Origin of the sequence: Planococcus beigongshangi (assembly GCF_016820495.1) — a bacterium.
GTDB lineage: Bacteria > Bacillota > Bacilli > Bacillales_A > Planococcaceae > Planococcus > Planococcus beigongshangi.
On record NZ_JADHDU010000001.1, the window covers coordinates 748348 to 761711 of the forward strand.

General features: G+C 46.7%; 13 protein-coding genes. 11 read left to right on the forward strand and 2 right to left on the reverse strand.

All coding sequences use genetic code 11. The features are described from left to right. Positions 1 to 414: 414 nt before the first annotated feature. From rimM to trmFO, 11 genes are all read left to right on the forward strand, one after another. The gene (gene rimM / locus IQ294_RS03515; RefSeq protein ID WP_349291317.1) at positions 415 to 933 is read left to right on the forward strand and encodes a ribosome maturation factor RimM; all 519 of its coding nucleotides are present in this window, start codon (positions 415 to 417) and stop codon (positions 931 to 933) included. After that, positions 930 to 1655: a tRNA (guanosine(37)-N1)-methyltransferase TrmD gene (gene trmD, locus IQ294_RS03520; protein ID WP_203332611.1), complete on the forward strand. Its 726-nt coding sequence runs from the start codon at positions 930 to 932 to the stop codon at positions 1653 to 1655. The genes rimM and trmD overlap by 4 nt, the downstream gene beginning before the upstream one ends. 135 nt (positions 1656 to 1790) lie before the next feature. Then, the gene (gene rplS, locus IQ294_RS03525; RefSeq protein ID WP_203332612.1) at positions 1791 to 2135 is read left to right on the forward strand and encodes a 50S ribosomal protein L19; all 345 of its coding nucleotides are present in this window, start codon (positions 1791 to 1793) and stop codon (positions 2133 to 2135) included. 100 nt (positions 2136 to 2235) lie between these two features. Beyond that, positions 2236 to 2793, forward strand: coding sequence for a signal peptidase I (gene lepB, locus IQ294_RS03530; protein WP_203332613.1), 558 nt, complete (start codon positions 2236 to 2238; stop codon positions 2791 to 2793). A gap of 12 nt (positions 2794 to 2805) precedes the next feature. Then, positions 2806 to 3675: a ribosome biogenesis GTPase YlqF gene (gene ylqF / locus IQ294_RS03535; RefSeq protein ID WP_203332614.1), complete on the forward strand. Its 870-nt coding sequence runs from the start codon at positions 2806 to 2808 to the stop codon at positions 3673 to 3675. 84 nt (positions 3676 to 3759) lie between these two features. Beyond that, positions 3760 to 4551: a ribonuclease HII gene (gene rnhB / locus IQ294_RS03540; RefSeq protein ID WP_203332615.1), complete on the forward strand. Its 792-nt coding sequence runs from the start codon at positions 3760 to 3762 to the stop codon at positions 4549 to 4551. Positions 4552 to 4672: 121 nt separating this feature from the next. Then, positions 4673 to 5833, forward strand: a complete 1161-nt coding sequence (gene sucC / locus IQ294_RS03545; protein ID WP_203332616.1) for an ADP-forming succinate--CoA ligase subunit beta — start codon at positions 4673 to 4675, stop codon at positions 5831 to 5833. 18 nt (positions 5834 to 5851) lie between these two features. Then, positions 5852 to 6754, forward strand: coding sequence for a succinate--CoA ligase subunit alpha (sucD, locus tag IQ294_RS03550; protein WP_203332617.1), 903 nt, complete (start codon positions 5852 to 5854; stop codon positions 6752 to 6754). 176 nt (positions 6755 to 6930) lie between these two features. After that, complete coding sequence (dprA, locus tag IQ294_RS03555) at positions 6931 to 7836, forward strand: DNA-processing protein DprA (RefSeq protein WP_203332618.1); 906 nt, start codon at positions 6931 to 6933, stop codon at positions 7834 to 7836. 102 nt (positions 7837 to 7938) lie between these two features. Beyond that, complete coding sequence (topA, locus tag IQ294_RS03560; RefSeq protein ID WP_203332619.1) at positions 7939 to 10008, forward strand: type I DNA topoisomerase; 2070 nt, start codon at positions 7939 to 7941, stop codon at positions 10006 to 10008. Between the two features lie 19 nt (positions 10009 to 10027). Beyond that, complete coding sequence (trmFO, locus tag IQ294_RS03565; protein ID WP_203332620.1) at positions 10028 to 11338, forward strand: FADH(2)-oxidizing methylenetetrahydrofolate--tRNA-(uracil(54)-C(5))-methyltransferase TrmFO; 1311 nt, start codon at positions 10028 to 10030, stop codon at positions 11336 to 11338. Between the two features lie 156 nt (positions 11339 to 11494). Here trmFO and IQ294_RS03570 read toward each other — a convergent pair whose 3' ends face one another. Together IQ294_RS03570 and IQ294_RS03575 are read right to left on the reverse strand one after the other, a co-directional pair. Continuing rightward, on the reverse strand, positions 11495 to 12685 hold the full coding sequence (locus tag IQ294_RS03570; protein ID WP_203332621.1) for a site-specific integrase: 1191 nt from the start codon (positions 12683 to 12685) through the stop codon (positions 11495 to 11497). Between the two features lie 8 nt (positions 12686 to 12693). Continuing rightward, positions 12694 to 13221, reverse strand: a complete 528-nt coding sequence (locus IQ294_RS03575) for a helix-turn-helix domain-containing protein (protein WP_203332622.1) — start codon at positions 13219 to 13221, stop codon at positions 12694 to 12696. Positions 13222 to 13364: the final 143 nt, after the last annotated feature.

Consider the following 13364-nt stretch of genomic DNA (forward strand, 5'->3'; position numbering starts at 1 on the left):
GCGATGCAGGAGCACGGTTTTTCATCCGTCACCCTGGGAGTCTCAGCTGTTTTGCTCCATATCTAAGAAATCCTTCTCGTGCTGAAGTGGTTTCCAGAAACGAACTCGGACCTTCGTCCGAGTGGGTGCTCAAATCTACGCTGAGCCTGTAGGAGTCTTTGCTGCTTCACTTCATCTCTAGAAGTGGTCCTAAGCAAAGGCGCGGCTCAGGACCGGGTGGAGCAATAAGACGAGTGGTCTTCTCGGCTTATTGTGGGAACCAAGGTACGCCAAAAACGGATGGCGTCACCTTTGCGACGAGCGCAGCGGTGGAGCATAATCTTTGCACTGTCCAAAGCGCCGAAGCGGTTGCGTATTATTGATACTATTTTTATTTTATATAGAAGAAAACCGAAAGTGAAAGGATGTATGTGCGTGGAATGGTTTAATGTAGGAAAAATCGTCAATACTCACGGAATCCGCGGCGAAGTGCGGGTGTTATCACGCACTGATTTTCCGGAAGAACGCTTTGCAGTCGGCATGAAACTTGGTCTTTTCAAGAAAGACGCCAAAAAGCCGATCATGGTGACAATCGCCAGCCACCGTCGGCATAAGAATTTTGAATTGCTGACATTTGAAGGCTACCCATTCATCCAGGATGTCGAAGAATTCAAGGATTCATATCTGCGGATCGCTGAACACGACCTGACAGAACTGGAAGAAGGCGCATTCTACCATCACGAGATCTTAGGCTGCACCGTGTTCACGGAAGAAGGCCGCGAAATCGGAAAGATCACTGAAATCCTGGAGACTGGCGCAAACGATGTCTGGGAAATCACTCCTGAAGCAGGCAAAAAACATTATATTCCATATATCGAAGATGTCGTAAAGGACATCGATGTCGAGGAGAAGAAAGTGACGATTGAAGTAATGGAAGGTTTGTTGAACGAATGAAGATAAATGTTCTTTCATTATTTCCGCCGATGTTCGAAGGTGTGTTCAATCAGTCGATGATGAAAAAAGCCCAGGAAAAAGGGGCGGTCTCTTTTGCTGTTTCAGATTTCCGGGATTACGCCGACAACAAACGCCAGGTGGACGATTATCCGTTTGGCGGCGGTGCTGGGATGGTATTGAAGCCGGAGCCGGTATTCAATGCCGTAGAGGCGCTGACAGGCGACAGCAAACCGCGTGTCATCCTGATGTGTCCACAGGGGGAGCGCTTTACCCAGAAAAAAGCGGAAGAGCTCGCAAAAGAAGAGGAATTGATTTTCATCTGCGGCCATTATGAAGGCTACGACGAGCGGATCCGGGAGCATCTGGTGACGGATGAGATTTCAATCGGTGATTTTGTGTTGACCGGCGGAGAACTTGCGGCGATGACGGTCATCGACAGTGTCGTCCGTTTGCTTCCAGGAGTTCTCGGCAATGCGGATTCACCGATGAAGGATTCCTTCTCGACCGGTTTCCTTGAACATCCGCAATACACGCGTCCTGCCGATTACCGGGGATGGAAAGTTCCGGATGTGCTGACGTCAGGCAATCATGCACGGGTCGATCAGTGGCGGGAAGAACAAACGCTGAAACGGACACTTGAACGCCGTCCGGATATGCTTGAAAAGGTTGAATTGACAGCAGCTCAGCAGAAGATTCTGGACGGCTTGAAAAATACTGATTAAATGAAGATTAACTCTTGCATCTGAAGGCGCACAGTGATAACATGGAGTCTGTACTTTTATGTGAAGTACAGGATCACGGTGTTCCGCTGCGGCGAAAGATTGACTGCAAGAGCATCTGTAGAAGGAGAGAAAACCATGCAAAACATTATTACAGAAATCACAAAAGAACAGCTTCGTACGGATCTCCCAGATTTCCGTCCTGGAGACACTGTCCGCGTCCACGTTAAAGTTGTCGAGGGTACACGCGAACGTATTCAGGTATACGAAGGAGTTGTAATTGGCCGTCGCGGAGGCGGGATCAGTGAATCATTCACTGTCCGCAAAATCTCTTACGGTGTTGGTGTTGAACGTACATTCCCTGTACACACGCCAAAAATTGCTCAACTTGAAGTTACCCGCCGCGGTAAAGTTCGTCGTGCGAAACTGTACTACTTGCGTAACCTTCGCGGTAAAGCAGCACGCATCAAAGAAATCCGATAAGATTGCATTGCAGAAAGAGGGCGTCCGCGCCCTCTTTCTTTTTTGCTTAAATCGCTGTATCCTTGTACAATTAAAGCACAATGCATAGGGAGGAACGCGCATGGAAACTGAAGTGAAAAAGAAAAATGAAGTATGGGAATGGTCAAAGGCCTTATTGATTGCATTCGGTTTGGCGGCAATCATCCGGATCTTCCTGTTCACGCCAATCGTGGTTGACGGGGAATCCATGATGCCGACACTTGAACACGGTGATCGAATGATCGTCAACAAGATCGGCTATAATATAGGTCAGCCTGAACGGTTTGATATCATCGTTTTTCATGCGCCTGAAGAGAAAGATTACATCAAGCGGATCATCGGCTTGCCGGGAGATCACATCGCTTATGAAAACGATCAATTATATGTCAATGGTGAACCGGTCGATGAACCGTATCTTGACGAATACAAAAAAGAAGCATCCGGTTTGTTGACGGAAGATTTCACGTTGGAAGAAAAAATCAACGCAGGCACTGTGCCTGAAGGAACAGTCTTCGTTATGGGAGATAACCGCAGAGCAAGTAAGGACAGCCGCATAATCGGAGTTATTCCCATGGAAGAAGTGGTCGGCAGTACGAATTTCGTGTTCTGGCCATTCAGAGAAGCGGGAATGGTTAAGTAAGGGAGAGGTTTTATGACGATTCAATGGTTCCCGGGACATATGGCAAAAGCCCGGAGAGAAGTAACTGAGAAATTGAAGCTGGTCGATATCATTTTTGAATTGGTTGATGCCAGACTTCCACTATCGTCACGCAATCCGATGATCGACCAGGTGATTCAGCAGAAGCCGAGGTTGATCATTTTGAATAAGATGGATATGGCAGATGATGTTGAAACGAAAAAATGGATCCGCTATTTTGAAGAGCAGGGGACGCGGGCAGTGGCGATCAATTCCCTTGAAGGCAGAGGTCTTCAATTGGTGACGAAAGCATCCAAGGAAATCCTGGCTGAAAAATGGGATCGCATGATTTCAAAAGGCATCAAACCCAGGGCGATCCGTGCGATGATCGTCGGCATTCCAAACGTCGGGAAGTCGACATTGATCAATCGGCTGTCCAAAAAAAGCCTGGCGAAAACAGGGAATATGCCTGGTGTGACAAAAGCGCAGCAATGGATCAAGGTCGGCAAGGAGATTGAATTGCTCGATACTCCCGGGATTTTATGGCCAAAATTCGAAGACCCGGAAACCGGTTTTAAATTGGCGGTTACGGGAGCGATCAAGGATTCTGTGATCCAGATGCAAGAGCTGGCGATCTATGCGCTTAAATTCCTTCAGGAGCGTTATCCTGAGCGTTTACAGGAACGCTACGGCATCGATCAGGTGGATGAAGAAATCGTGAATACGTTCAACCATATCGCCAAGAAGCGTTATTTTATAGCCGCCGACGGAGAAGTCGATTACGAAATGACAGCTGAAGCGATTGTCCGTGACATCCGGAATCAGTATCTCGGCAAAGTGACATTCGACTATAAAGATGAAATGATTGTCGATGAGGAAGAGTGAACACGTCAAAACAAAAGGCTGATCCGCATTCGGGACAGCCTTTTTTCTTTACATAAAAAAAGGGAAACGGCAAGGAGCAGAACGATGGAAAAAATTACAGCGATACGCGAGAAATTGAGCGGCACAGATTCCTGGGAGCCCTGGATGGACGATTTAGAGCAGGATGAGCGGAAAGCGGTGCAAAAATTACTGGGTTCATGGAAACGGAAGCAGGCACAGCGTGAACAATTACTTGAGGCCCATAACGGGAAACGGCAATTCGATGCTTCTTTCAAGCGGCAGAAAACTTGTCTTGTCGCAGGAATTGATGAAGCAGGAAGAGGGCCGCTTGCAGGTCCGGTCGTGACGGCAGCTGTCATTTTGCCGGACGATTGTCCGACGCTGATCGGTCTTGATGATTCCAAAAAAATCTCCAAAGTGAAAAGAGATGCACTGGCTGAAGAGATCAGACGGATTGCTGTCAGTTACGCCGTGCATATCCAGCCGCCTGAAGAAATCGACCGCCTGAATATTTACCAGGCGACTAAAATCTCAATGGCGCAGGCGGCACTTGCCCTCGATCCAGCGCCGGATATTTTGCTGGCGGATGCCATGCAGCTGGATACGGGGATTCCGTGTGAATCCATCATCAAAGGAGATGCGAAGAGCCTGGCGATCGCTGCAGCGTCCATCCTCGCCAAAACCGGCCGGGATGCCATCATGGATGCGTATGCCGCGGACTATCCCGAATTCGGATTTGATCAGCACGCGGGCTACGGCACAAAGCAGCATATCGAAGCACTGAATAAATATGGCCCGACACCGATCCACCGGCGGACATTTGAACCCATTAAAGGCATATTCGCAGAGATGGAACAGCTGAAAGCAAATTGCTAAGCGACTGAATATTTCAAGTATTCATAAGCGTGGCTGTATACTGTGGACATTTTGTGGCAACTTTATTACAATGGTAGAGGCAATAAAATTACGAGATAGATGTTTGATTGGAGGATGACAGATGAATATCCATGAATATCAGGGAAAACAAGTCCTGAAACAATATGGCGTATCGGTTCCGGAAGGCCACGTTGCTTTTTCTCCTGAAGAAGCAGTTAAAGCGGCAAAAGAACTTGGTACGGATGTTGTCGTAGTGAAAGCTCAAATCCACGCAGGTGGACGAGGCAAGGCAGGCGGCGTCAAGCTGGCTAAGAACTTGGACGAAGTGCGCGAATATGCCAAAGAACTTCTTGGCAAAGTGCTTGTCACTCACCAAACAGGTCCCGAAGGCAAAGAAGTTAAACGCCTTTACATCGAAGCGGGCAGCAACATCGAAAAAGAGTATTACCTTGGATTGGTCCTTGACCGTGAAACTTCACGCGTCACATTGATGGGCTCTGAAGAAGGCGGTATGGATATCGAGGAAGTTGCAGCCAACACACCTGAGCGAATCTTCTATGAAGAAATCGATCCGGTTGCAGGCTTGACTGGTTTCCAGGCTCGCCGTATGGCATTCAACATGAACATCCCGGCTAAGCTTGTAAACAAAGCAGCCAAATTGATGCTTGGCCTTTACCAGGCTTACGTCGAAAAAGACGCAGCAATCGTCGAGATCAACCCGTTGGTTGTCACTGGCGATGGCCAAGTCGTAGCATTGGATGCGAAATTCAACTTCGATGCCAACGCTCTTGGACGTCATCCTGACATTATGGAAATGCGTGATTACGATGAAGAAGATGCCAAAGAAATCGAAGCTTCCAAGTATGACTTGAGCTATATTTCATTGGACGGAAACATCGGCTGTATGGTTAACGGTGCCGGCCTTGCTATGGCAACAATGGATACGATCAACTATTACGGCGGCTCACCCGCTAACTTCCTTGACGTTGGGGGCGGTGCCACTGCTGAGAAAGTAACGGAAGCCTTCAAGATCATTCTTTCTGATAAGAATGTAAAAGGGATCTTCGTTAACATTTTCGGCGGTATCATGAAGTGTGACATCATTGCGGAAGGCGTTATCCAAGCTGCGAAAGAAGTCAGCCTGGAAGTGCCATTGGTAGTCCGTCTTGAAGGAACAAACGTGGAACTGGGCAAAAAACTGCTGAACGAATCAGGTCTGAACATCGTAGCTGCAGGCACTATGGCTGACGGCGCGAAACAGATTGTAGAACTTGTAGGCTAAAGAAGGGCAGGGACAAAAATGAGTGTATACATTAATAAAGACACAAAAGTGCTTGTACAGGGAATTACAGGGTCAACTGCCCTTTTCCATACAAAGCAGATGCTTGAATACGGAACGAAAATCGTTGCGGGTGTAACACCAGGCAAAGGCGGAACTGAAGTTGAAGGCGTACCTGTTTTCAATACAGTTGAAGATGCCGTAAAAGCTACAGGTGCCAATGTATCTGTAATTTATGTGCCGGCTCCTTTTGCTGCTGACGCAATTCTTGAAGCAGTGGAAGCTGAATTGGACATGGCGATCTGCATCACTGAGCATATCCCGGTACTTGATATGGTGAAAGTGAAGCGCTACATGGAAGGCAAGAAAACACGTCTTGTCGGACCAAACTGCCCGGGTGTCATCACTCCGGACGAATGTAAAATCGGCATCATGCCTGGATACATTCACAAAAAAGGACATGTCGGTGTTGTATCCCGCTCTGGTACATTGACGTACGAAGCGACTCACCAATTGTCTGAAGAAGGAATCGGCCAGTCGACGGCTGTCGGAATCGGCGGAGACCCTGTAAACGGCACGAACTTCATCGATGTATTGAAAGCTTTCAATGAAGATGAAGATACGTATGCTGTTGTTATGATCGGTGAAATCGGCGGAACGGCTGAAGAAGAAGCTGCTGAATGGGTGAAAGCGAACATGACTAAACCTGTTGTCGGCTTCATCGGCGGACAGACTGCTCCAGAAGGAAAACGTATGGGCCATGCCGGTGCGATCATTTCCGGAGGTAAGGGAACTGCTGCAGACAAGATTAAAGCGATGAACGAAGCTGGAATCGAAGTTGCAGACACACCTTCAGTTATCGGCGAGACTTTGATCAAAGTCATCAAAGAAAAAGGTCTATATGACGCTTGTAAGACTCATTAATAGATCGAAACGCGGAACCTTTACTGGTTCCGCTTTTTTTGGTTTCACCGATCCGATCCACCGAATGCATCCAATTATCTGAAAACAATCATTTACACCAACTTCCACTAAGGCTACTATAAGAAGTAAGTCGCAGTTCATCCTTGTCAGGCATCCACAAAGAATGGAGGAACTTCATGGACAAAATGTTTGAACACCGATTGCTGGCGCTTCATTATATTTATCCGAAACCGCTCAATCGCATCCGTTTGCTGATGGGCGATGACCCAAACCTGGAGAAGCTGGAACACAGGCCGGCCTGGGAAATAAGCCAATTGCTCGGTGTTATGCCGGAGGCGGCGATTGCCTTAAGGAATGCTTACCGAAAATCTCTCAACACCCCGTATGCTGAAACTTATGAGAAGCATAAGATACTCCCCATATCTTATAACCATCCCAATTATCCACAAAGTCTATTCCATTTGATCGATCCGCCTGCCGTATTGTATGCGAGAGGCAATACCGGCTATCTACTCACTGAAGACCGAATCGGCATAATCGGCGCAAGACAGGCATCCCACTATTCGCAGACGTCGATGCATAAGATCGTTCCGCAGCTTGTGTCAGCCGGCTTCATCATTGTCAGCGGCCTTGCAAAAGGAGCCGATGCCATGGCCCACCAAAAAGCGATTGACTGCGGCGGCAAGACGATTGCGGTGACTGGGAGCGGCTTTTTGCATCCCTATCCGAAAGAGAACAGGGAATTGAATAATATAATAGAAGAAACTCAACTCGTCATTACCGAATATCCCCCATATATGCATCCGAAAAAATGGCATTTTCCGATGCGGAACCGCATTATCAGCGGGCTGGTCAAAGGGATTGTGGTAACAGAGGCGAAAGTGAAAAGCGGCACCCTCAGTACGATTGAACACGCCCTCGAGCACGGCAGGGATATATTTGCAGTCCCCGGCAATATCGGTGCGGAATTGTCGGAAGGGCCGCATAAATTGATTGCAGATGGGGCAAAACCGGTTTGGAACGGGCTTCAAATAGTAGAGGAATACCGTCAGTTTCAGGCCGGAAATCATGCATTAAAATGAAAAGCCTTGCATTCATTCTGAAACTGTTATACATTTTGCACAGGTATTTCTTATTTATACAAAGTGTAAAAGTTTAAGAAACCTCTATGAGGAGGAGTAGTTATGTCGGATTTTTTAGTGATTGTGGAGTCGCCCGCAAAGGCGAAGACAATCGAACGGTATTTGGGAAAAAAGTATAAAGTCCGCGCATCTTTAGGACATTTACGAGATTTACCCCGCAGCCAAATGGGCGTGGACGTTGAAAATAATTTTGAACCCCGTTATATCACCATCCGTGGTAAGGGGCCGATTCTCCAGGATTTGAAAAAAGAAGCGAAAAAAGCGAAAAAAGTCTATCTCGCGGCTGACCCCGACAGAGAAGGGGAAGCAATCGCCTGGCATTTGGCGCATGCACTTGGCGTCGATGTGGAATCGGATTGCCGCGTCGTCTTCAACGAAATTACGAAAGATGCCATAAAGGAATCGTTCAAGCAGCCACGTAAAATCGATATGGATTTAGTGGATGCCCAACAGGCGCGCCGTATTTTGGATCGACTTGTGGGGTACAGCATCAGTCCGTTATTATGGAAAAAAGTAAAAAAAGGTTTATCCGCAGGCAGGGTGCAGTCTGTTGCACTGCGGCTTGTCATTGACCGTGAAAATGAAATAAAGGCTTTTGAGCCGGAAGAGTACTGGTCGATTACCGGTGAATTCGAAAAAGCGAAAAAGAAATTCGAAGCACAGTTCTACGGCAACGCAGATGAAAAGATGAAGTTGGCAAACGAAGAGGATGTCAAAGCGGTCATGTCTGCGATGAAAGGGAAAACCTTCAACGTCAACCGCGTTGTAAAGAAAGAGCGGAAGAGAAATCCTTCCCCTTCTTTTACTACATCCTCACTGCAGCAGGAAGCAGCCCGCAAATTGAATTTCCGGGCCAAGAAGACAATGATGCTTGCACAGCAGCTTTATGAAGGTATTTCAGTGGGTAAAGAAGGCATCACCGGTTTGATCACGTATATGCGTACCGATTCGACCCGCATTTCCGATACGGCAAAACAGGATGCTATAAAATTCATCGAAGAAAAATATGGTTCCGACTTTGTCACGAAAACGGCAGGTGCCAAACAATCAGCCAAATCGCAGGATGCGCACGAAGCGGTCCGTCCGACGAGCGTCTTGCGCACACCGGAATCATTGAAGAGTATTCTATCCCGTGATCTGTACCGTTTGTATAAGTTGATCTGGGACCGGTTCGTAGCGAGCCAGATGAGTCCTGCCGTATTGGATACGGTAATGGCTGAGTTGCAGAACGGCAAAGCGGTCTTCCGTGCAAATGGCTCCCAAGTGAAATTCCCGGGATTCATGAAAGTGTATGTGGAAGGCACGGATGATAAAACGGAAGACAAAGACAATATCCTGCCGGAAATGGCAGAAGGGGATAAAGTCAAAGCGGTTGCCATTGAACCGAAACAGCATTTTACGCAGCCGCCGCCGCGATTTACGGAAGCGCGTCTCGTAAGAACATTGGAAGAACTGGGAATAGGCCGTCCGTCAACATATGCCCCGACGCTGGATACGATCCAAAAACGCGGGTATGTGACGTTGGATGCGAAACGGTTCATTCCTACTGAACTGGGGGAAATCGTCCACAGTTTAGTACTTGAATTTTTCCCGGATATCATCAATATCGAATTTACAGCCAAAATGGAACATGATCTTGATAGTGTGGAAGACGGGGATGTGGAATGGAAGAAAATCATCGCTGAATTCTTCGCGGGTTTTGAAAAAGATGTTCAGGTAGCGGAAGAGGAAATGGAGAAAGTCCAAATCAAAGATGAACCCGCAGGGGAAGATTGCGAATTATGCGGTTCGCCGATGGTCTTCAAGCTTGGCCGGTACGGCAAGTTCATGGCCTGCAGCAATTTCCCGGATTGCCGGAATACTAAAGCCATCGTCAAGCATACGGGTGTGAAGTGCCCAACTTGTAAAGAAGGCGAAATCGTCGAACGCAAGAGCAAGAAAAAACGGATTTTCTACGGATGTGAACGATATCCGGAATGTGAATTCGTATCATGGGACAAGCCGATCGAACGGCCATGTCCGAAATGCAGCAGTTTGCTGGTAGAGAAAAAAGTCAAAAAAGGTGTTCAGATCGATTGTGTAAATTGTGATTACCAGGAAGAAGTACAATAATTATCAGAGGTGTTCAACTATGACAAAAACAGTAAACGTAATCGGAGCAGGACTCGCTGGAAGTGAAGCTGCTTGGCAAATCGCCAAACGGGGAGTGAACGTCCGTTTGTATGAAATGCGTCCGGTGAAACAGACGCCGGCCCACCACACAGACAAATTCGCTGAACTTGTATGCAGCAACTCGCTGCGTGCGAATTCGTTGACGAATGCAGTGGGTGTCATCAAAGAGGAAATGCGGATGATGGATTCGGTCATCATCGAATCCGCTGACCGTGCATCAGTGCCGGCTGGCGGCGCACTTGCGGTGGACCGCCATGAATTTGCTGGTGCAGTTACGGAGAAAGTCCGCAATCATCCGCTGGTTGAAGTGATCAATGAAGAAGTGACTGAAATTCCGGAAGGCATTACCATCATCGCGACGGGCCCGTTGACTTCCCCGGCTCTGGCTGAGAAAGTCCGCGAATTGACGGGTGAAGAATATCTTTATTTCTACGATGCAGCAGCGCCGATCGTTGAAAAAGACAGCATCGACATGGATAAAGTCTACTTGAAATCGCGTTATGACAAAGGTGAGGCAGCATACTTGAACTGCCCGATGACGGAAGAAGAGTTCAAACGCTTCCACACAGCATTGGTCGAAGCTGAAGTTGTGCCGTTGAAAGAGTTTGAAAAAGAGATTTATTTTGAGGGCTGTATGCCGGTTGAAGTGATGGCGGCAAGAGGCGAGAAGACTTTGACTTTCGGACCGATGAAACCGGTTGGCCTGGAAAATCCGAAAACGGGAGAACGGCCATATGCGGTTGTCCAGCTTCGCCAGGACGATGCAGCAGGAACGCTTTATAATATTGTCGGATTCCAGACACACCTGAAATGGGGACCGCAAAAAGAAGTACTGAAGCTGATCCCGGGTCTCGAGAATGTCGAAATCGTACGTTACGGCGTCATGCACCGCAATACATTCATCAATTCGCCGCGCGTGCTGAAACCGACTTATCAGCTGAAAGCCAATCCGAATATTTTCTTCGCTGGCCAGATGACAGGAGTCGAAGGCTACGTGGAATCAGCAGGAAGCGGGCTTCTTGCTGGAGTCAATGCTGCGAAACTTGCTCTTGGTGAAGAACTTGTCATCTTCCCGGCTGAAACTGCGCTCGGCAGCATGGCGCGTTATATTACGGAAGCCGACGGTGAGAACTTCCAGCCGATGAACATTAATTTCGGGCTGTTCCCGGACCTTGGCGAACGCATCCGTTCAAAAGCGGAACGTGCAGAAAAACATGCAGACCGTGCACTCGAATCAATCCGCAATTACATGAATACCGTAACGGTTTAATTGATAAAAGCCTCTAAATTTTGCTATAATTTAGGGATTGAATGAAAAAGCATTGATATATAAGGCTTTGTGATGAAATATTTAAGTTTTTGCCCACGAAATGCCCACGAAAGACAGAAAACCCGCTAAGGAGTATATATCCTCGGCGGGTTTTTTCTATTCAACCATCGTATTATATCCTTCTGAAAGCCGGCTCATAAATGCGTTGATCTTGGCCATGTTCATTTGCTCGGACCGTTTCGACATGTGGCCATAGCTGTCCAAGAGAACTTTCTTATTCTTATCTCCCATACGAGCAGAGATGAAGTTGATATCCGATACGTCCGATTCCCACATAAGTGTTTCGTGCGTATGTCGGAACATGTGCGGGTGGACGTGAGGGAAGTCATGACGAGCGCATAAGTTCTCCAGCGCGTCAGCATAGTTCAGCGGCTTCACGAAATGGCCCATGCCGTCAATGAACAGATAATCACTTTTGGCATACGGATGCTTCAGCAAATACTTTTTCCGATACAGCAGCCATTCTTTCATCATCTGGGTAGTGACTGGATCGATTCCGATGATCCGCTCGCCGCTTTGACCGGTTTTGGTGGTCTTTTTAATGATATAACCATCATCCCCGCGAATAACTGTCTTGTGAATGTGCAGAGTGCCAATTTCAGCGCCTAAAACGTCGTCTGTGCTTGTTTGGAAGTCTTTGATTCCCAAAGCACACAATTCCCCTATACGAGCGCCAGAAGCCACCAGAAGGGGCGTCAGATAGAAATAGTGAGGATGCTTTTCCATCCAGTCCTGTTTGAGCAACTGGAATAACTGCATGTACTCTTCCACTTCAAGCGTTTTCTTCTTCCTGGCAGTTTGTTTAACGGTCCGTGGGTAGGTGATCCGCTTCACCGGGTTCTTATAAATAATATCTTCCTGAATGGCTTCTTCAAATGCTTCGCCTATTGTGGAGTTCATCGTCTGGAGAGTTCGCTTGGAGTAATTAGGCGCAATATTATTGATGAATTGCTGATACATCGGTTTCGTCAGTTTTTCCATTGGTACGGATCCAAGCTTGTTTATAACCCGGTTCAAGTGATTCCGGATATTCCGGGCAGTGCCGGCCGAAACGTTTTCCTTCTTATAGACGGTGTACCACCATTCCAGGAAGTCAGAGACGGTCAGCTGAGCGTTTGTAATATCCACGCCGCGGATCAGCAGGCGTTCTTCTTCAATGGCCGCCTTATGTGCTGCAGCTTCGTTTTTAAATCCGCCTTTTGAACGTTCTACCCATTCACCGGATGCCGGATGCTTATAGCGTATGCGGTATTCCCACTTTTGCCCGCGTTTTCGGTATGTGGCCATTGGTTAGATCACTCCTTTTTTTCATCAGTTTTAACAGCGCCAGGGATTTGAAAGTTTTCATCTATTATAATTTTTATTAGATGGCGGTTATCCTCTTCGTCGTCATTGCTTAATTTACGAATAAGATAGTTTTCAATTAAACTTTTTATTTTGTCTCGATCAATTTCGTCCAAAGTTATTGTCTTATATGTCTTGAGATTGCTTTCATCATTTAAATGGAAGTAAATATCATTTACAAGGGATTCAATAGTGTTGTTTATAGAAGTTAAATTTTCTTCTTCATCAGAACTACGGTTAAAACCAAAAGCTTCCATTAAAGAATCCACTTCAATTATGCCGGCCTTCTCCATCAAATCTTTATAACTCGTATTTAATCCATTCGCCAACTTCTGAATAGTATCAGTTTTGGGATTTTGCTGGGATCCTTTTTCTAATTGGGAAATGTAGGATTGTGAAATGCCTGAACGCCTTTCAAGTTCTCTCATAGAAAGTCCTTTTTCAGTTCTGATTTTCTTGATGTATTCGCCGAATTTCATATTTTTATCTCCTTCCTCTATACTAATTGTTCTAATTGTATCATTTTTGATAACTAAAGTAAATTTATTAATAGATTTCAATATATTTTGATTGTATTAGTTATCAATATGTGATAGGATAAATTCAAGGTTGATATTAAATA

What these genes read in the sequence shown, in the direction of transcription:
- IQ294_RS03570 (WP_203332621.1), bottom strand. Translation starts at nt 12,685, where the DNA reads ATGGCCACATACCGAAAACGCGGGCAAAAGTGGGAATACCGCATACGC.
- rnhB (WP_203332615.1), top strand. Translation starts at nt 3,760, where the DNA reads ATGGAAAAAATTACAGCGATACGCGAGAAATTGAGCGGCACAGATTCC.
- IQ294_RS03575 (WP_203332622.1), bottom strand. Translation starts at nt 13,221, where the DNA reads ATGAAATTCGGCGAATACATCAAGAAAATCAGAACTGAAAAAGGACTT.
- trmFO (WP_203332620.1), top strand. Translation starts at nt 10,028, where the DNA reads ATGACAAAAACAGTAAACGTAATCGGAGCAGGACTCGCTGGAAGTGAA.
- topA (WP_203332619.1), top strand. Translation starts at nt 7,939, where the DNA reads ATGTCGGATTTTTTAGTGATTGTGGAGTCGCCCGCAAAGGCGAAGACA.
- trmD (WP_203332611.1), top strand. Translation starts at nt 930, where the DNA reads ATGAAGATAAATGTTCTTTCATTATTTCCGCCGATGTTCGAAGGTGTG.
- lepB (WP_203332613.1), top strand. Translation starts at nt 2,236, where the DNA reads ATGGAAACTGAAGTGAAAAAGAAAAATGAAGTATGGGAATGGTCAAAG.
- dprA (WP_203332618.1), top strand. Translation starts at nt 6,931, where the DNA reads ATGGACAAAATGTTTGAACACCGATTGCTGGCGCTTCATTATATTTAT.
- ylqF (WP_203332614.1), top strand. Translation starts at nt 2,806, where the DNA reads ATGACGATTCAATGGTTCCCGGGACATATGGCAAAAGCCCGGAGAGAA.
- rplS (WP_203332612.1), top strand. Translation starts at nt 1,791, where the DNA reads ATGCAAAACATTATTACAGAAATCACAAAAGAACAGCTTCGTACGGAT.
- sucC (WP_203332616.1), top strand. Translation starts at nt 4,673, where the DNA reads ATGAATATCCATGAATATCAGGGAAAACAAGTCCTGAAACAATATGGC.
- sucD (WP_203332617.1), top strand. Translation starts at nt 5,852, where the DNA reads ATGAGTGTATACATTAATAAAGACACAAAAGTGCTTGTACAGGGAATT.